This is a genomic window from Candidimonas humi (assembly GCF_019166065.1).
Lineage (GTDB): Bacteria > Pseudomonadota > Gammaproteobacteria > Burkholderiales > Burkholderiaceae_B > Candidimonas > Candidimonas humi.
Genome location: NZ_JAHTBN010000002.1, coordinates 202,342 through 220,470 on the forward strand (window position 1 = coordinate 202,342; position 18,129 = coordinate 220,470).

Genomic DNA, 18,129 nt, shown 5'->3' on the forward strand with positions numbered 1-18,129 from the left:
TTATGCCACGTAGCACAGCACTTCGCCGCCCACGCCCGTGGCGCGCGCCTTGCGATCGGTCATGACACCGCGCGAGGTCGAGACGATCGCCACGCCCAGGCCGTTCATGACCTGGGGAATGGACGCGCGACCCTTGTAGATGCGCAGCCCGGGGCGCGATACGCGCTCTATACGCTCGATGACCGGACGGCCAGCGTAGTATTTCAGGGAAATCTCCAGCACAGGCTTGGCCTTCTCGCCGGTGATCTGGAAGCTTTCGATATAGCCTTCGTCCTTCAGCACGGCGGCAATGGCCACCTTGAGCTTGGAGGAGGGCATGGTGACCGAGGTCTTGTTGACCTGTTGCGCATTGCGCACGCGGGTCAACATGTCGGCGATGGGATCGCTCATGCTCATGTATGTTTCTCCTACCAGCTGGCCTTGGTCATGCCCGGCACTTCGCCGCGCATCGCCATTTCGCGCAATTTGTGGCGGGTCAGCCCGAACTTGCTGTAAACACCGCGGGAGCGGCCGGTGACCACGCAGCGGTTACGCTGGCGGGTCGGGTTGGCGTTGCGCGGCAGTTGCTGCAGTTGCAGGCGAGCCTGGTAGCGCTCTTCGTCGGTCTTGGACTGGTCGTCGATGACGGCCTTGAGCGCGGCACGCTTGGCAGCGAATTTTTCAGCCAGCTTGGCGCGCTTGATGTCGCGATTGATGAGTGAGAGTTTGGCCACGTCATCGCCCCTTAGTTACGGAACGGGAAGCTGAAGGCCGTCAACAGCGCCTTGGCTTCTTCGTCGGTCTTCGCGGTGGTGGTGATGCTGATGTTCATGCCACGCAGCGCGTCGATCTTGTCATATTCGATTTCGGGGAAAATGATCTGTTCCTTGACCCCGATGTTGTAGTTGCCGCGGCCGTCGAAGGCCCGGCCCGAGATCCCCCGGAAATCGCGCACGCGCGGCAGCGCCACGGCGACCAGGCGATCGAGGAATTCGTACATGCGCTGGCCACGCAGGGTGACCATGCAGCCGATGGGATAGTCTTCGCGGATCTTGAAGCCCGCGATGGCCTTGCGCGTCTTGGTGACCACCGGCTTCTGGCCAGAAATCTTGGTCAGGTCGGACACGGCGTGCTCGATGACTTTCTTGTCGGCGACGGCTTCGGACACACCCATGTTCAGGGTGATCTTGGTGATGCGAGGAACTTCCATCACGCTCTTGTAGCCGAACTTGGCCTGCAGGTCGGCCATTACCTTGTTGCGGTAGAACTCTTGTAAACGAGCCATGCTGTTCGCCCCTTACGCCTTGGCGCCGACCACGGCGCCGCTGGAACGGAATACACGGACTTTGCGGCCGTCGACTTCCTTGACCCCGACGCGATCGGCGGCGCCGGTCTCGGGATTGAAGATCGCCACATTCGAGATGTGGATCGGCAAAGTCTTGTCGACGATACCCCCCTGGCTGCCCGCCATGGGATTGGGCTTGACGTGCTTCTTGACGACGTTGATGCCTTCGACCAGCACGTGATCGGCATCGACGCGCTGCAGGACGGTGCCGCGGCGCTTCTTGTCGCGACCGGTCAATACGATGACCTCGTCGCCCTTACGGATTTTTTCCATGGTTCGCTCCTTACAGCACTTCGGGGGCCAGGGACACGATCTTCATGAATTTTTCCGTACGCAGTTCGCGCGTCACGGGTCCGAAGATGCGGGTGCCGATGGGCTCCAGCTTGGCGTTGAGCAGCACGGCAGCATTGCCGCCGAATCGGATGAGCGAGCCGTCCTTGCGGCGCACGCCCTTGGCGGTGCGAACCACCACTGCGTTGTATATTTCGCCTTTCTTGACGCGCCCACGGGGAGCGGCATCCTTGACACTGACTTTGATGATGTCACCGATGCCGGCATAACGGCGCTTCGAGCCGCCCAACACCTTGATGCACATGATGGAACGCGCACCCGTGTTGTCGGCCACGTCTAGCGTGGTCTGCATTTGGATCATGATTTTTCCTGTTCCAACTTAGCTGCGCCGCCCACCAACCATTGGCCGAAGCCGCGCAACCAGTTTTGGTCCCGTCAGGTCTGGCTATAAACCGGTAAGCCCCGTTGTGAAGCCCCGCCTTAAAACCGCAACCCTGGGTTGAAATCTTGCCATGTAGGTTTCTGGCCAAAGCGCTCGAAAACGCCCCGACCCATGTCGCCCGGCCCATAGCTTCTGCCAGGCAAGAACGTGATTCTAGCCTATTTGACAGCCCATGGCAAGCGTGGCATGGCGAATTGCGCAGGGATGTTGCGCTTTCCGCGCCCGGGCAGCCGGAAATACCCGAAAAGAGGAAGCGCGTGCGCGATGGGCCGGATGGCGGCGGGCCCGGAAAAGTCCGGGCGCCCCTGTCGCGGCTTTGCGAGCAGGGGCTTATAGGCTGCGCGCGGCTTGCAGCCCGGGCCGCCTCGGTCCATATGCCGGCTGCGCCACCCGCCGCCGCCTCTCGACATGAAGCACACCGGATGGTGTACAGTTTCCGTTTATCGGCCGAACCGCCCTCAGGGCCCGCCACGGCGCCATGACGCCCGCGGCAGGCCTGCGCGGTGCAATGGCCGGGCGAGCCCGGCGCGGCTCCCGCCCGCTTTCCGGCATCCGAGATTCCCAGGCATCCGCTTTTCATCGCATTCACTCACGAGGACACGCATATGTACGAAACACTGGCCTTATATATAGACGGTGAGTTCCTGGCCGGCGACGGGCGCAAGACCCAGCCGGTAACCAACCCGTCCACGCTGGAAGTGCTCGGCCAGCTGCCCCACGCCACCACCGCCGACCTCGACCGTGCACTGGCCGCGGCCCAGCGCGCCTTCGAAACTTGGCGCCACAGCTCGCCCATGCTGCGCTCCGAAATCCTGCGCAAGGTCGGCGCGCTGACCCGCGAGCGCGCCCAGGAGATCGGCCGCAACATGACGCTGGACCAGGGCAAGCCCCTGGCCGAAGCCGTGGGCGAAGTGATGGCCTGCTCCGACCATGCCGACTGGCACGCCGAAGAATGCCGCCGCATCTATGGCCGCGTCATCCTGCCGCGCAGCCCCGAAGTGCGGCAAATGGTGCTGCGCGAGCCCATCGGCGTGTGCGCCGCCTTCACCCCCTGGAACTTCCCCTACAACCAGGCGATCCGCAAGATTTGCGCCGCCGTCGGCGCCGGCTGCACCGTCATCCTCAAGGGCCCCGAAGACTCGCCCAGCGCCGTGGTGGCCATCGCCCGCCTGTTCCATGACGCCGGCCTGCCCCCGGGGGTGCTGAACATCGTCTGGGGCGTGCCGTCCGAGATCTCCGAATACCTGATCCGCTCGCCGATCGTGCGCAAGGTGTCGTTCACCGGCTCCGTACCGGTGGGCAAGCATCTGGCATCCCTGGCCGGCGCCCATATGAAGCGCGTCACCATGGAACTGGGCGGCCATTCCCCCGTGCTGGTGTTCCCGGACGCCGACATCGACCGCGCCGCCAAGCACCTGGCCCGCTTCAAGGTGCGCAACGCTGGCCAGGTGTGCGTCTCGCCCACCCGCTTCTATGTGCATGAAAAGGTCTACGACCGCTTCCTGGACAGCTTCGTCAACACCCTCAAGGGCGTGAAAATCGGCGACGGCCTCGACCCCGAGACCCAGATGGGCCCGCTGGCGCACGAGCGGCGCGTGCCCACCATGGCCAAGTTCGTCGAGAACGCGGTCGAGCGCGGCGGCAAGGTAGTGCTGGGCGGCGAGGCGCTGGAGCGCATCGGCCACTTCTTCGCCCCCACGGTGGTCACCGACCTGCCGGACGATTCCATGCTGATGACCGAAGAGCCCTTCGGCCCGATCGCGCCCATCGCCCGCTTTTCCGACACCGACGACGTCATCCGCAAGGCCAACTCGCTGCCCTTCGGCCTGTCGTCGTATGTGTTCACCACCTCGCTGCAGACGGCCACCAAGGTGTCCAACGGCATCGAGGCGGGCATGGTCAACATCAACCACTTCGGCAGCGCCCTGCCCGAGACGCCCTTCGGCGGCATCAAGGACAGCGGCATCGGCAGCGAAGGCGGCGCGGAAACCTTCGACGGCTATCTCGTCACCAAGTTCGTGACGCACGTCTGAAGCCCCTGGCGGGCCGGCCTTGCACCGAGGCCGGCTTGCGCTTGTGTGTGCCGGCCGGGCCGTGCCAGGCCCCTCGGCGAGCGCGCTTTTCGGGCGCGCTTTTTTGCGGCCCGCGTCTCCCGCCTTTTATTCCCCTTACACCCCTAACTTCCCTCATGCCCCGTTGCGACGGGGCGTGCGGGGCGCTCCGCCGTGCCCTACACCTCCATGCACGCCGCCTGGCGGCGGGCGCATTCCATGAAATCCAGTATCAGCTCGTCGTCCTGGTCTTCCGTGCGCCACACCAGGTCGACCGAGCCCTGGTAGCTTATGGGCAGCTCGCGCATCGCCAGCGCCCCCGACCCCTGCACGCCCCAGGCCGTGGCGCGCGACATGGGGGCGATCAGGTCTGTGCCTTCCAGCAGCCTGGCGCTGGTATGGATATAGGCCGATTCGATCAGGAAATTGGGCTTGCCCTGGTTCATGGCCTCCAGGGCCAGGTCTACCAGGCGCCGGAACGGGCTGCCCGGTGGCGGCACCACCCAAGGATATTCCAGGGTCCGCTCCCACGGGGCATCCGGCTCGCGCGCCAGCGGGTGCGTACGGCACATCGCCAGGCACAGCGGCGTATCGCACAGCTTCTCGCGGCCCACTTCCGGCGTGGGCTCTTCTTCCAGGCGCCCGACCAGCACGTCCAGTTCTCCGCTATGCAGCCGCAAAGCGAGATGATCCACCGTGTCTTCGCGCACGCGCACGAAGACCTCGGGGTGCCGCCCGTGGAATTCGCGCAGCGCGCCCGGCAGCAGGGCGATCGCGGCCATGGGCGAGACGCCGACCGCGATCTGCCGGCGCACCGGCCCCTTCATGTACTGGACCACCGCGCGCGCCCGATCCAGGCGCCCCACGATGGCCCGCGCCTGCCGCGCCAGCTCCAGGGCCAGCGGCAGCGGTTCCAGGCCACGCGCATGCCGCTCGAACAGCGGCGCCTCCAGATGGGCCTCGAAATCGCGCAACCACTTCGACAGCGCCGGCTGGGTGATATTGAATTCCTGCGCCACCTGGCTGACATTGGGCACTTCGCACAAGCGCACCAGCATCTGCAGGTTCTTGAGCCTGATCTTGTAGCTCCAGTCCACGATTGCCTCCTGGCCGGGTGAATCGACACATCGGCCGGCCGCGCCGCCTGCCGGCGCCACCCAGCCATAACCAAATCACATGCATCGACAATTTATTTTCATTATTCATTTATACATTACTTGCCGATAATAGTTTCGGCGCCGCACCATACCGTGGGTCGCGCCCGCCGCAAGCCTCGCGCCCCGGTCCCGAGGCGCCAGCCGCGGCAAAAGCCGGCAAGCATGCACCGGGCGGCGAAAAGCGCCCGGCATTCCGGGGGCCAAGCGCCAGGACGTTCGCCGGAAATGGGCCGCGCAGACGGGCCGAACCGCCACGCGCGCCTCAAGGAACCAGCCATGACCACGAAACGCCCGAATTTCCTGCTGTTCATCACCGACCAGCACAAAGCCGACCACCTGGGGGCCTACGGCAACCCCGTCCTGCGCACCCCCAACCTGGACGCGCTGGCCGCGCGCGGCTGGAAGGCGGAGAACTTCAATGTGGCCACGCCCATCTGCATGCCGAACCGCTCTTCGCTGATGACCGGCCGCATGCCCTCGGTGCACGGGGCGCGCCACAACGGCATTCCGCTCTCGCTGCAGGCCACGACCTTCGTCGAGAAGCTCCGGGATCACGGCTACCGCACCGCGCTGGTGGGCAAATCGCACTTGCAGAACATGACGGGCATCGCCGCGAAATGGCCGCGCCCGCAAGACCCCAGGACCGAGGGCGAGGCGCGCCATCCCCAGGGCGGCAACTACGACCAGGAATGGGCGCCCTTCTGGCGCAACGACCCGGACCACGACATGGAGCTCCCGTTCTACGGATTCTCCCGCGTGGCGCTGACGGTCGACCATGGCGACCAGGTCCAGGGCCATTACTGGCGCTGGCTCGAGGAAAATCATCCCGAAGCCGCCCGGTCGGCGGGCCCAGAACAAGCCATCCCCACGCCGGAATACGAGCTGAGCCGGTTCCGCCAGGCCTGGCGCACGCGGGTGCCGGAAGAGCTGTCCACCAATGGCTACATCGGCATGAAGACGCGCGAGCTGATCCGCGAATATGCGCAAGGAGAGCAGCCCTTCTTCATCCAGTGCTCGTTCCCCGACCCGCACCATCCCTTTACTCCCCACGGCAAATACTGGGGCATGTACCGGCCCGAAGAAGTCGACCTGCCCGCCTCGTTCCACGCCAGCCAGGCGCACACGCCGCCGGCGCACGTGGCCTGGCTCTACGAACAGCGCGACCGGGCCGCGGCGGTGAAGAACACGCCCGCGCTGTTTTCCTGTACCGAACGCGAGGCGCGCGAGGCCATCGCGCTGAACTACGGCTCGATCAGCCACATCGACCACGTCATCGGCGAAGTGATGGCCGAACTGCGCGACCAGGGCCTGGCCGACGATACGGTGGTCATCTTCATGAGCGACCACGGCGACTACCTGGGCGACCACCAGTTGCTCTGGAAAGGCCCCATTCACTACCGCAGCCTGATACGCACGCCGTTCATCTGGATGGACCCGGCAAACCCGCAGGCCCGCCACAACCAGGACGCGCTGGCCTCGACCATAGACGTCGCAGCCACCGTCCTGGAACGCAGCGGCGTCCTGCCCTATAACGGCATACAGGGGCAATCGCTGCTGCCGCTCATGGACAATCGCCGCAGTTCCCTGCGCGATCACCTGCTGATCGAGGAAGAAGGCCAGCGCGTCATGTTCGGCCTGGACACTCGCGTGCGCATGCGCACCCTGGTCGACGGCAGGCACCGCCTGAGCCTGTACGAGAAGGGCGCCTTCGGCGAACTCTACGACCTGCAGGAAGATCCGATGGAGCTCGTCAATCTGTGGGATGCGCCCGCGCATGCCGCGCGCAAGTCGGCCCTGCTGGAGGCGCTTGCCCTGGCCATGATCGACCACACCGACACCAGCCCCAACCCGACCGCGATCGCCTGATCGCCACGAACACGGCGGCCCGCGAGGCCGCCGCACCATCACCAAAGGAGACCACTATGTTGAACCGATCGATCAAGCGACCCCTGGCCTGCGGGCTGGGCGCGATCGTCCTGTGCCTGGGCGCCAATGCACAGGCCGCCTATCCCGACCGCCCCATTTCCCTGGTCGTCAACTTCACCGCCGGCGGCCCGCTGGACATGGTGGCGCGCCTGCTGGCCGCCAAGGCCGGCGGCGAACTGCACCAGACGGTGATCGTCGAAAACAAGCCCGGCGCATCGGGCACCATCGGCGGCGAATATGTGGCACGCGCCAAGCCCGACGGCTACACCTTGCTGATCGCCGTCGACACCCTGGTCACCGTCAACCCCTTCGTCTACAAGAACAACCATTTCGATCCGCGCACCACGCTGTCCACCATCGGCCGCTGCGGTTCGTTCAACCTGGGGCTGGTCACGCGCACCGGCCTGGGGCCGACCGACCTGAAGCAGTTCGTGGCGATGGCGGGCAAGCAGCACCTGAGCTACGCCTCGGCCGGCGCCGCTTCGCCCGGGCACCTGGCGATGGAAGCCTTCCGCCTCGGGGCGCACACGCAGATGACGCACATACCCTATAAGGGCAATGCCCCCGCCGTCAATGCGCTGCTCGCCGGCCAGGTGGACAGCGGCTTCCTGTCCGTTTCGAACATGGTGCCGAACATCCGCGCGCACAAGCTGGTCGCCCTGGCGGTCTCGGGCAAGACGCGCGATCCGTTGCTGCCCGAAGTGCCCACCATCGCGGAATCGGGCCTGCCCGGCATGCAGAACTTCGACATGCAATTCGGCTTCGTGCTGATGGCGCCGAAAAACACGCCCAAGGACATCATCGTGCGCTGGAACGGGCTCTTGAACAAATTCCTGCAGGACCCGGACGTGCTGGCCAAGCTCAAGAACCTGGACATCCAGCCCACGATCGGCACGCCCGAACAGGCCGAGCAGACGCTGAGCGCGACAGCCAAGCAATGGCAGGCCGTGATCGAGCAGGCGCACATCACCGCCGACTGAGGCGGCGAACGGCGGCCCGGCGCAGCCGGCCGCCCGCGCTTCAGTTGCGGATGTCCTGCAGGAACCACTCCTGCGGCAATTCCCGGCCCAGGCCCAGCTCGCGGGCCTTGCGGTACACCAGGCCGCCCACCGCGGAAAACTGCACGCCCCAGTTGCCCACGGTGTAGTAGAAGGTGATCTGCTCGTCGTTGACGCGGCCGGGAGCCTGCCCGGAAATCACGTCGGTGTAGATCGGCCAGTCCTCGGTGCGAATGCGCTGCTGCTTGGGCTTGGGCAGGCGTTCCTGCTCTTGCTGCGTGCCCGCCACGTAGGCGCCCGGGCTGCCCGAGATGCCCTTCCTGAAGCGCTCGGTTTCCGGCATGGGCAGCACTTCCCGGCCCTGCTGTATTTTTACGTCGAAGCGGTCCACCACCGCGGCGCTGAGCTCGCGCGGCGCCAGCGCCACCACATGCATGCCGGGCTCCAGCCACTCGGCCTCGAGGACCGGGGTCATGCTGTCGGTGCAGGTCGCGACGATGTCCGCGCCGCGCACGGCCTCGCGGGCCGTATCCATGGGCACGACCTCGATGCCCGAGCGCTCGCTCATTTCTTGCGCAAAGCGCAAGCGGTTGGCAGGGCTGCGGCTGTATACCCGCACGCGCCGGATGTCGCGCACGGCGGTAATGGCGTCGAAGAAGGTGCGGGCCATGCCGCCCGAACCGATGATGCACAGCTCGCGCGACGCTTGCCGCGACAGCAGGCGCGTGCCGATGCCGGCGGCCCCGCCCACGCGCATGTGCTGCAGGTGGCCGTCGTTCATGAGCGCGAGCGGCTCGCCATTGCCGGTGCTGAACAGGAACACCAGGCCGCAATAAGTGCCCGGCTGCGTGCAGAATTTCTGCTCGCTTCCCGCTTTCTCGCCGGCCCGCGGCCATACCAGGATGTCGGACTTCAGCCGCACCGCGAGGATGCCGTCGCTGGTCCCTTCCACCGAACCGTAGCGGTAATAGCCGTCATCCCAGTCGCAGGGGACGTACGTGTCGATCCGCGGCCGGCCTATGGCCGCGCCCGTCAACAGCCCCGCGAATGCCGTCTCCTGGACGGCAATGCAATCGCGCATGTCCAGGACACGCTCCACCACCTCGTTGTCGATCAAAAGCACACTGCTCTCCTTGCGTTTGCGCCTAGCCGTGCAAATTCCCGATCACAAATCTTTACGGGCTCGCCGTACTTAACTTACAATCATTTTGCCATGCGTTGGAATACTATGGAATACCATTATCACCGATGCCATGGCACAGCGCCGCACTGCGCCCTACGTAGCCCGACGCCCCATGTCCAGATGTAGTCCTTCTGCGGAGATACTCATGAAATGGCTTGGTTGTCTGGGAATTTGCGCCGCTTTGGCATTGGCCCCGTTCGGCTCGCCGCGGGCCGACACCTACCCGAGCAGGCCGATCCGCCTCATCGCTCCTTACGCCCCGGGCGGCGGCGTGGACATCATGGCGCGCCTGGTCGCCCAATACCTGTCCAAGGCGATAGGGCAATCGGTGGTCGTGGAAAACAAGCCCGGCGCCGGCGGCGTAACCGGCACCGAGGTGCTGGTGAACTCGCCCCCCGACGGCTATACCCTGATCCTGGCGTCCTCTTCGCCCATAGTGGTCGCGCCCTACCTGCTGAAGAAACTCAGCTACGACCCGGCCAAGGATCTGGCGCCGATCTCGCTCATTGCCAATATCCCTGCGATCCTGCTGGTCAAGCCGTCCTCGCCCTACAACACCATCCAGCAGATCATCGCGGCCGCCAAGGCCAACCCAGGCAAGCTGACGTTCTCGTCATCGGGGGTCGGGGGCACCGCGCACCTGTCGGCGCAAATGCTCAAGATCATGGCCGGGGTCGACATGCTGCACGTGCCGTACCGGGGCACGGGGCCGGCCATCGCGGCCGTCATGGGCGGGCAGGTGACCATGACCTTCGCCGACGTCATTTCCGGCCTGCCCTACGTCAAGGGCGGACAACTCAAGGCGGTCGCCTTCACCACGCCCGGCCACTTGGCGGCCCTTCCCAAGCTGCCTTCCATCGCCAGCGTGCTGCCAGGCTACTCGGCCACGGTATGGTACGGGGTGCTCGCGCCGGCCAAGACGCCCAAGGCCATTATCGCCAAACTCAACAAGGCGCTGGTGCAGGCCGTGCATTCCCCCGGCATGGTCAAGACCCTGGCCAACGAAGGCGTGACGCCCATCGGCGACTCGCCGGAACAGTTCGCCCGCTTCATCAAGGAAGACGGCGCGCGCTGGTCGAAGATCATCCACGAATCGGGCATGAAGCCCGAATAACGCGGCCTCTCCGCCGCGAGGCATGGCGGGGGCGCCGCGGCGCCCCCGGAACCCCGCCGGGCCGCAAGAGACGCCAGCCACGCCCCTCCGCCTGCGCGCCGGGCGGCGACCCGAAATCGATCCCGGCCGGACGGTACGGGCCCTATGCCTCGTAGTCGCGGGCAATGCGGCGTATGCAGGCCAGCGCCGCCTCGACCGCCTGCGGGTATAGCTCGTCCCTGCGCCAGTACATCGACACCGAGCCGAAGCCCGGGAATTCGATGGGCAGCGTGCGCAGCAACTGCAGCCGCCCCAGCATGCGGGTCGCGCGGCGCGAGGCCGTGCCTATCATGTCGCTGTTGTTCAACATGGTGATGTTGGCCGTCACCGAATTCGACACCACGTAATCGGGCGGCGGTTCCTGGCGCACCGCCGCCAGCGCCTGGTCCATGGCATTGCGTATCGGGGTGCCGCGCGGCCACACCACCCAACGGTAGGAGCGCACCTCGTCCCAGTCCAGCGACTCGCGCTCGAACAGGGGATGTCCGGCGCGCGCCACCAGATCTATGGGTTCGACATACAGCACTTCGGCGCACACGCTGGATTCGTCATAGCGCTCGGTGATGCTGCGGCCCAGCACAATGTCGAGATCGCCCTGGCTGAGCTGGTTGAGCAGCCTGTCTATGGTCCCTTCGATGAAATCGACGTGCAACTGCGGCATTTCCTCGAGCAGCGCCAGCACCGCGCGCGGCGCGGTCTCCGAAGCCGCCGCGCCCGAGGCCCCGATCACCAGCCTGCCGCCGCCGCCCTCGCGCTGGGCCTGCATGTCGGAGGCGGCCCGGTCGAGCTGCGCGTCGATGCGCCGGGCGTGGGCCACCAGCATCTCGCCATGGGGCGTCAGGCGCAGTCCCCGGGCGTGGCGTTCGAACAGCGGCAGGCCTATGTCTTCCTCGAGATCCTTGAGCCACTTGGACAGGCCGGGCTGAGTGGTGTTCAGCATGGCGGCCGAATGGCTCAGATTGCGCGTCTGGGCCAGGCTGAGAATGATCTTCAAGTTGCGCAAGCGTATGCGATGAGTCCAGTCCATGGGGTCCGCGTAACGTTGAAGGCCGCCAGGCGGCCCGAGGCAGTATGCATTTCATCATATGTACGCGCGGCCGTCGCAGGAATCGGCCGGTAGGCTAGGGCATGCCCATGCGCGGCCCGTCGGGAGCAAAGAGAAATGCCGGTTTTATAGCTCGTGAAATGCCCGCTTTGCTGCGCGGCGGCCTGGTATGGCGGAAGACTTGCTTATATAATTATCGAAAATAATTATTTTTTTATAAAAAACCTACGCCACACACCTACGCGAGGCCATCATGAGTCGAGCCGCCAGAGCCAATTACCGAGAAGACGTCGCCGGGCGCGCCAATGTCGAGGATACGCCGGAACTGCTGGCCTACTACGACCAACTCGAAAACCTGCGGGCCGGCGCGCTATGGACCGTCGCCAACAAGATCGAGCCCTGGCAGCCGCAATCCAGCTCGGTGCCGGTGCTCTGGCGCTACCAGGACCTGCGCGCCCATGTGCTGCGTTCGGCCGAACTGGTGTCGCCCGAAAAGGCCGGCCGGCGCGTCATCTACCTGAACAATCCCGGCCGCAAGGACGTGGCCGCCGCCGTCGGCTGGCTGTATTCGGGGCTGCAGACCATGCGTCCCGGCGAGCTGGCCTCGGCGCACGCCCATTCGGCCAGCGCGCTGCGCTTCATCATGGAAGGCCAGGGGGCCTACACCATCGTCGACGGCCACAAGATGACGCTGGGCGCCAACGACTTCGTGCTGACGCCCAACGGCACCTGGCACGAACACGGCGTCAGCGCCGAGGGCACGCCCTGCATCTGGCAGGACGGGCTGGACATCCCCCTGATGAATGCGCTCGAGGCCAACTTCTACGTGGTCCACCCCGACCTGCAGCAGGCCGTCACGCATCCGGTGGGCGACAGCACGGCGATCTGGGGCGCCACCGCCCTGCATCCCGTCGGCCACACCTGGGACAAGGGCTACTCGCCGCTCTTCAAGTACCAATGGGAACCCACCTACGAGGCCCTGTCGCGCTACGCCCGCGTCACCGACGGTTCGCCCTACGACGGCGTCATCATGGATTACGTCAACCCGCTGACCGGCGGCCCGGTCATGCAGACCATAGGCGCCAGCATGCAAATGCTGCGCCCCGGCGAACACACCAAGGCGCACCGCCACACCGGCAGCTTCATCTACCAAGTGGCCAAGGGCCAGGGCTGGTCCGTCATCAACGGCCAACGCTTCGACTGGCGCGAGCGCGACATCTTCTGCGTGCCCTCGTGGATGTTCCACGAGCATGCCAATGCCAGCGCCAGCGAGGACGCCTGCCTGTTCTGCTTCAACGACCTGCCCGTCATGAAGGCCCTGGGCCTGTATCGCGAACAGGCGCTGGCCGAGAACGGCGGACGCCAGGCGGCTTGAGCGCCGCGCCGGCCCGGCCCTCGCCAGCGGCCTTGGGATCGCCGCGCATCCGTGCGCAAGACGCCCGCAGCGATTTCGTACGCAAGCCTCTTTCATCAATCCGGCCCCGCAAAGCATCGAGCGGGATTCAACCCAAAACAGGAAACCATCCATGCGCCTAGTCACCTACCGCTCCCACATACAAGACCGCGCCCGCCTGGGCGCCATCGTCGACGGCCTGGTCGTCGACCTGGAGCGTCTCGGCGCCGCCGTGCAGGTGGCGCTGCCCGGCGACATGCTGTCATTCATAGACCTGGGGCCGGGCGCTGTGCAGACCGCCACCGTGCTGCTGGACGAGCACCGCGGCCGCTGGCCCATAGGCACGGCCGTGCCGCAGGCCAATGTGCGGCTGCTGGCGCCCATTCCACGGCCGCGCAAGAACATCTTCGGCATCGGGCTGAACTACGTCGAACACGTGGAAGAATCGAGCCGCTCGCTCGACACCTCGGCCGATCTGCCCAAGCAGCCCATCATCTTCACCAAGCCGCCCACCAGCGTCATCGGGCCGAGCGATGCCATCGAGCACGACGCCAAGATCACCCAGCAGCTCGACTGGGAAGTGGAACTGGCCGCCGTCATCGGCACACGCGCCAAACGCATCGACGAAGAAGACGCCCTGTCGCACGTGTTCGGCTACAGCCTGATGCTCGACATGAGCGCGCGCGACTGCCGCCGCGCCGGCCAATGGATCTATTCCAAGGGCCTGGACACCTATGCCCCATTCGGGCCCTGCATCGTCACCGCCGACGAAATCCCCGACCCGCAGGTGCTGGATCTCTGGCTCAAGGTCAACGGCGAAATCAAGCAGAAATCGAACACCCGCCACATGCTCTTCAACGTCGCGCACCTGATCACCGACATCAGCGCCGGCATGGCGCTGGAGCCCGGTGATATCATCGCCACCGGCACCCCCTCGGGCGTCGGCGCGGGGCGCAACCCGCAGGAATGGCTCTGGCCCGGCGACGTGGTCGAAGCCTGCGTCGAGGGCATAGGCACGCTGCGGCATCCGGTCGTCGCGGTCTGAAGCATATCCATACCATGAGCGCGTCCACCAATCCGAACCAGGCACCCGGCGAGAAATCCGTCACGCTGGCCGAACAGGCCTACCTGAACCTGAAAAAGGACATCATGGCCGGCGCGCTCGCGCCCGGCCAGCCCTTGCGCCTGGAATTCCTCAAGCAGCGATACCACCTCAGTTTCTCGCCCCTGCGCGAGGCCCTGAACCGCCTGCAGAGCGAACGCTTGGTCGACGCCTTCGCGCTCAAGGGCTTCCGGGTGTCGCCGCTGTCGCCCAAGGAAATGTGGGACGCCATCAACGCCCGCACCCTGATCGACTGCGAAGCCCTGCGGCGCTCCATCGCCGCGGGCCCGGACGACTGGGAAGCCCGCATCGTCGCCGCCCTGCACGCTCTGGATCGCGCCACCGGCAAGAAGGTGGCGGCCGAAGAACTCCAGGCGCACCACGACCTGGTCGAACAGCGCCACCTGGCCCTGCATCGCGCATTGATCGACGCCTGCGATTCGCGCTGGCTGCTGGATTTCTCGATGACCTTGTACGTGCAGACCGAACGCTACCGCAGGCCCATGCTGCTGAACCTGCCCAAGTCGGCAACGCCGCGCGACGTATCGCGCGAGCACCACGAAATCGTCGCCGCCACGCTGGAACGCGATGCCGCCCAGGCCTGCGAGCTGCTGGCGCAGCACTATGCCCGCACTGCGCGCATGATCGAAGAATCGCTGGGGGATGCGAATGCACTGCAGCAGTAAAACCGGGCAATTCCAGTAGTGTTCCAGCGAACCGGCCCTAGATATCCAGCGTAAGCGATGGGGTTCGCGCGCCCGAGCAGCACACCATGACGGAATCGTTGGCGTCTCTTTCCTCTTGAGTGAGGAATTGATCCCGGTGATCGGGCACTCCATCGAGGACGGATGTACGGCAGCTGCCGCATATACCTTCCATGCAAGCGAACCCAACATCGACGCCGGCACCCAACAGTGCGTCCAGCATGGTTTCGCCCGCCGCAACCTGAATGACTTTCCCGCTGCGTTGAAGCCGCAGCTCGTACCCGCCATCACAAGCGGCCTTGGCATCCGAAGCGAAATACTCGAAGTGCATGCGCTCGCCCAGATGCCCACCGTGCTCGCGAAACGCCGCAAGCAGTCCCGAAGGGCCACAACAATAGACGTGTGCGTCAGACGACGCTGCAGCTATGAGGCTTTTTAGATCGAGGCGCGGGGTAGATGGTTCGTCATCGATCGTGAGACGCACATTCGCCAAACCCTCCAGCCTGTCCAGGAATGCAGCGCGGTTGCGGCTGCGCACGGCATAGTGCAGCTCCCACGATCGCCCCAGGCTTTGCAGCTTGCACAGCATCGACAGCATAGGCGTAATGCCGATGCCGCCGGCTATCAGTATGGTATGGCCGGCGTCTTCCTTTAGCGGGAACAGGTTTCTCGGTTCCGAAATTTCAATGACCTGCCCAGGCCGCCAATACTCGTGGATGTGCTGCGATCCGCCCCTGCTCTCGGGGTCGAGCTGTACCCCGATTTCGTATACATCTCTTTGCGAAGGAGAGTTGAGCAGGGAATAGCTGCGTTTCAAGCCGGGCTTCAGGTCGACCTCGATATGGGCGCCCGCAGTGAATGCCGGCAGCGACTCCTCACGTAGCGGCTCCAGGCGAAACCCCAGGATATGGTCGGCCTCCCAGCATACGGATCGAATTCTTACTTGCATTGCATTACTCCTATAGCGCTATCGTTCACTGAGCGGCCTTGCGCAATCGCATCTGCCAGGCCTGGTCCGCAACACGCAAATCGTTAATCTGCGCGGCCGCGCCGGCCATGGGTGTTTCAGGAAACCGGGCGACCTCGTTTTCTCGAAGGGGCCTGGGCACTAGATACATTTGGCGCATCGCGAGGCAGTGTATCGATGCAATAGATCTTAGGTTTCGACGGGCGCCAACGGGATTCAAAGCGACCCGCAGCCATTCAATAATCGGAAGTTTCAACCCAGTGCATGGCATATATTGCTTTTTCCCTGCTATCGTTAGGCTTGATGCGTGGATCAGCCACATCGCGAGACCGCCAAAATGCAAAATGAAATGACCAGCGTCTTTCAACTGAATTTGCGACATATTCGCGGGCTGATCGCGGTTCACGAGCATGGGAGCATCAGCGCCGCCGCAATGGCGATCGGCCTGAGCCAGCCTGCGCTGACCCAGGGGATCCTCAAGCTGGAGAGCCAGCTCGGCGAGGTGCTGTTCGAGCGCCGTCCCGACGGCATCGAACCCACGCCGGCAGGGAGTCTCGTGCTCGAACGAGCCGCCGCGAGCATGCGCCACCTGGCCGCTGGCAGCCGGCTGATCGCAGGCGCCGATTTCGAGCCCGATCGCCGGCTGACGATGACACAGCTACGTGCTTTCCTTGGGTTGTCGAAGGCCGGGAGCTTTGCGGCGACCAGCACCGATCTGGGCCTGTCGCAGACGGCCGTGCACCGCGCGGTGCACGAACTCGAGGATGCCTTGGGCCGCAAGCTCGTAGAGCGCCGGGGCCGAGGCGTGCACATGACATTTCTGGGGCGCCGCTTTGCGCGCAGCTGCCGGCTGGCGGTCAAAGAACTGCAAGCCGCCTTGTCCGAGCTGGGCCTGGATCCGCAAAACCCGGTGATTTCGATTGGCACCACGCCGCTGGCACGAGCATTCCTGGTGCCGGAGGCGATATCTCTCATGATGGCAGAGAAGTATCCTGCCAGCTTTCGCGTGCTGGAAGGAGACTGGGGCGATCTGGTCGAATCTCTGCGTGACGGCATGATCGACTTCATTGTTGGCGAACTGCCCGCGGCCGGGGTTCCCGATCTTGAATGCTCATCGCTTTATACCGAGGCGCCGATAATCGTCGCCGGACATCAACATGCGCTAGCCGGCAAGGGCAACCCATCCCATAAAACGCTTGTCTCTTATCCATGGATCATCGCTCCCGAGACCTCGCCGCTGCGCGCGGAATGGGAGCGGCTCTTTCCCGGAAAGCGCCCTGAAACGCCAGTCGAATGCGGCTCAATCATGATTATCGGCCGGCTGCTCACCAGCAGCGACATGCTGACGTTGGCAATGCCCGACCAGGTAGCCCTGCAGATTCGCAACGGGCTGCTTGCCCGCATCGGGCTCCCCCTGGAAGGCAGCATGCCCACGATCGGGGTCACAATGCGCCAAAGCTGGCACCCGACGAATGCGCAGCGGCGCTTCCTCGATCTTTTGAGCTTTGCCTTGATGGGTGTCGGCGAGACGGCTAGCCGCAAGCCGATGATCGAAGCGCCCTGGGTATGAGCCTGCCTCGCGGGTATGGGTTTCTGGTAGAATGATCGAACCAATATAGCTTTTGTTTTAGCCATGGAATTTTCCGCAATCGCACCTGCGCGGGCTGTTGACGAGATTGCCTCGCAGGTAAGGGAAATGATCGCGGCGGGCGCGCTCAAACCTGGAGACCGCCTGCCATCGGAACGCGATCTGTCCGCGCGGCTGCGCGTAAGCCGCAATACCCTGCGCGAGGCGCTGCGCGCGCTCGAGCATGCGGGCATCATAGAAATGCGCAAGGGCGCTACAGGTGGCGCTTTTGTTCGCCCTGGCAGCTCGGGGGTGATTGTCAACGGAATGCGCGATCTGTACCACCTCGGCGCCATCACTCCTGCGGAACTGACCGAGGCGCGTGTATGGCTCAGCGACGTGGTGGTGCGCGTCGCCAGCGACAGGGCGACAGAAGAAGACTTCGCGGCCCTGGAGGCCAATATCGACGCAGCGTCGAAAGCGGCTGACTTCGACGAGCGCGCCCGGCACAACCGGGAATTCCATATCATCCTGGCCCGGGCAACTCGCAATCCCATTCTGGTGATAACAATGGAAGGCATCGTTGAAGTCTTTGCCCAGTTCATTGCACAGATCGGCCCCAGCGACAACACTTTCATCCTTCCTTCTCGCCGGCGCTTCATCAAGCATCTGCGCGCCCGGGACGCGGCGGCGGCCGCCGCCGAGATGACCAAGGCCTTGGTACGCCTTCAAACAAAGTACATGGCCCAATGGAGTGCTCGCTCGACAGCCGGCCAAACGCCCGACTGAGTATCGAGCGCCCATAGACACAAACCGACCGGGCAAT

The 18,129-nt window shown here is 64.7% G+C and carries 18 protein-coding genes; 9 read left to right on the forward strand and 9 right to left on the reverse strand.

The features are described from left to right. The 5 genes from rpsH to rplN are packed head-to-tail and all read right to left on the reverse strand — an operon-like array spanning position 1 to position 1,976. Complete coding sequence (gene rpsH / locus KVP10_RS04370; protein WP_217963254.1) at positions 1-396, reverse strand: 30S ribosomal protein S8; 396 nt, start codon at positions 394-396, stop codon at positions 1-3. 11 nt (positions 397-407) lie between these two features. Next, the gene (rpsN, locus tag KVP10_RS04375) at positions 408-713 is read right to left on the reverse strand and encodes a 30S ribosomal protein S14 (RefSeq protein ID WP_217963255.1); all 306 of its coding nucleotides are present in this window, start codon (positions 711-713) and stop codon (positions 408-410) included. Positions 714-724: 11 nt separating this feature from the next. Continuing rightward, positions 725-1,264 (reverse strand): 50S ribosomal protein L5, encoded by a 540-nt coding sequence (gene rplE / locus KVP10_RS04380; protein WP_217963256.1) that lies wholly within the window; start codon positions 1,262-1,264, stop codon positions 725-727. Positions 1,265-1,276: 12 nt separating this feature from the next. Beyond that, positions 1,277-1,597, reverse strand: coding sequence for a 50S ribosomal protein L24 (gene rplX / locus KVP10_RS04385; RefSeq protein WP_217963257.1), 321 nt, complete (start codon positions 1,595-1,597; stop codon positions 1,277-1,279). A 10-nt stretch (positions 1,598-1,607) separates the two neighbouring features. Next, entirely contained in the window at positions 1,608-1,976 is a 369-nt protein-coding gene (rplN, locus tag KVP10_RS04390) for a 50S ribosomal protein L14 (RefSeq protein ID WP_088602145.1), read from the reverse strand. 686 nt (positions 1,977-2,662) lie between these two features. Between rplN and KVP10_RS04395 the strand changes: the two genes are divergently transcribed. Then, positions 2,663-4,090 carry an NAD-dependent succinate-semialdehyde dehydrogenase gene (locus tag KVP10_RS04395; RefSeq protein WP_217963258.1) on the forward strand — a complete coding sequence of 476 codons (1,428 nt, stop codon included), beginning with the start codon at positions 2,663-2,665 and terminating at the stop codon, positions 4,088-4,090. A gap of 197 nt (positions 4,091-4,287) precedes the next feature. Here KVP10_RS04395 and KVP10_RS04400 read toward each other — a convergent pair whose 3' ends face one another. Next, a complete protein-coding gene (locus KVP10_RS04400; protein ID WP_217963259.1) occupies positions 4,288-5,205 on the reverse strand; it encodes a LysR family transcriptional regulator in 918 nt (305 codons plus the stop codon). 336 nt (positions 5,206-5,541) lie between these two features. Between KVP10_RS04400 and KVP10_RS04405 the strand changes: the two genes are divergently transcribed. Then, positions 5,542-7,131, forward strand: coding sequence for a sulfatase family protein (locus tag KVP10_RS04405; RefSeq protein ID WP_217963260.1), 1,590 nt, complete (start codon positions 5,542-5,544; stop codon positions 7,129-7,131). A gap of 56 nt (positions 7,132-7,187) precedes the next feature. After that, the gene (locus KVP10_RS04410) at positions 7,188-8,171 is read left to right on the forward strand and encodes a Bug family tripartite tricarboxylate transporter substrate binding protein (protein WP_217963261.1); all 984 of its coding nucleotides are present in this window, start codon (positions 7,188-7,190) and stop codon (positions 8,169-8,171) included. A 40-nt stretch (positions 8,172-8,211) separates the two neighbouring features. Here KVP10_RS04410 and KVP10_RS04415 read toward each other — a convergent pair whose 3' ends face one another. Further along, positions 8,212-9,312 carry an ornithine cyclodeaminase family protein gene (locus KVP10_RS04415; protein ID WP_217963262.1) on the reverse strand — a complete coding sequence of 367 codons (1,101 nt, stop codon included), beginning with the start codon at positions 9,310-9,312 and terminating at the stop codon, positions 8,212-8,214. A gap of 205 nt (positions 9,313-9,517) precedes the next feature. On the opposite strand from KVP10_RS04415, the gene KVP10_RS04420 reads away from it, so the two are divergent. Continuing rightward, positions 9,518-10,486 (forward strand): Bug family tripartite tricarboxylate transporter substrate binding protein, encoded by a 969-nt coding sequence (locus KVP10_RS04420; RefSeq protein WP_217963263.1) that lies wholly within the window; start codon positions 9,518-9,520, stop codon positions 10,484-10,486. Between the two features lie 142 nt (positions 10,487-10,628). Here KVP10_RS04420 and KVP10_RS04425 read toward each other — a convergent pair whose 3' ends face one another. Beyond that, positions 10,629-11,552, reverse strand: a complete 924-nt coding sequence (locus KVP10_RS04425) for a LysR family transcriptional regulator (protein WP_217963264.1) — start codon at positions 11,550-11,552, stop codon at positions 10,629-10,631. Between the two features lie 271 nt (positions 11,553-11,823). On the opposite strand from KVP10_RS04425, the gene KVP10_RS04430 reads away from it, so the two are divergent. The 3 genes from KVP10_RS04430 to KVP10_RS04440 all read left to right on the forward strand — a co-directional run bounded on the left by KVP10_RS04430 (position 11,824) and on the right by KVP10_RS04440 (position 14,751). Further along, a complete protein-coding gene (locus tag KVP10_RS04430; protein ID WP_217963265.1) occupies positions 11,824-12,945 on the forward strand; it encodes a cupin domain-containing protein in 1,122 nt (373 codons plus the stop codon). Positions 12,946-13,096: 151 nt separating this feature from the next. Then, positions 13,097-14,008, forward strand: a complete 912-nt coding sequence (locus tag KVP10_RS04435) for a fumarylacetoacetate hydrolase family protein (protein WP_217963266.1) — start codon at positions 13,097-13,099, stop codon at positions 14,006-14,008. 14 nt (positions 14,009-14,022) lie between these two features. Beyond that, positions 14,023-14,751 carry a GntR family transcriptional regulator gene (locus tag KVP10_RS04440; protein WP_217963267.1) on the forward strand — a complete coding sequence of 243 codons (729 nt, stop codon included), beginning with the start codon at positions 14,023-14,025 and terminating at the stop codon, positions 14,749-14,751. A gap of 37 nt (positions 14,752-14,788) precedes the next feature. Here KVP10_RS04440 and KVP10_RS04445 read toward each other — a convergent pair whose 3' ends face one another. Beyond that, positions 14,789-15,718, reverse strand: a complete 930-nt coding sequence (locus KVP10_RS04445) for a PDR/VanB family oxidoreductase (RefSeq protein WP_217963268.1) — start codon at positions 15,716-15,718, stop codon at positions 14,789-14,791. Positions 15,719-16,085: 367 nt separating this feature from the next. Between KVP10_RS04445 and KVP10_RS04450 the strand changes: the two genes are divergently transcribed. Beyond that, positions 16,086-17,306 carry a LysR family transcriptional regulator gene (locus tag KVP10_RS04450; RefSeq protein WP_217963269.1) on the forward strand — a complete coding sequence of 407 codons (1,221 nt, stop codon included), beginning with the start codon at positions 16,086-16,088 and terminating at the stop codon, positions 17,304-17,306. Positions 17,307-17,369: 63 nt separating this feature from the next. Continuing rightward, complete coding sequence (locus KVP10_RS04455) at positions 17,370-18,092, forward strand: FadR/GntR family transcriptional regulator (protein WP_217963270.1); 723 nt, start codon at positions 17,370-17,372, stop codon at positions 18,090-18,092. Positions 18,093-18,129 lie beyond the last annotated feature (37 nt).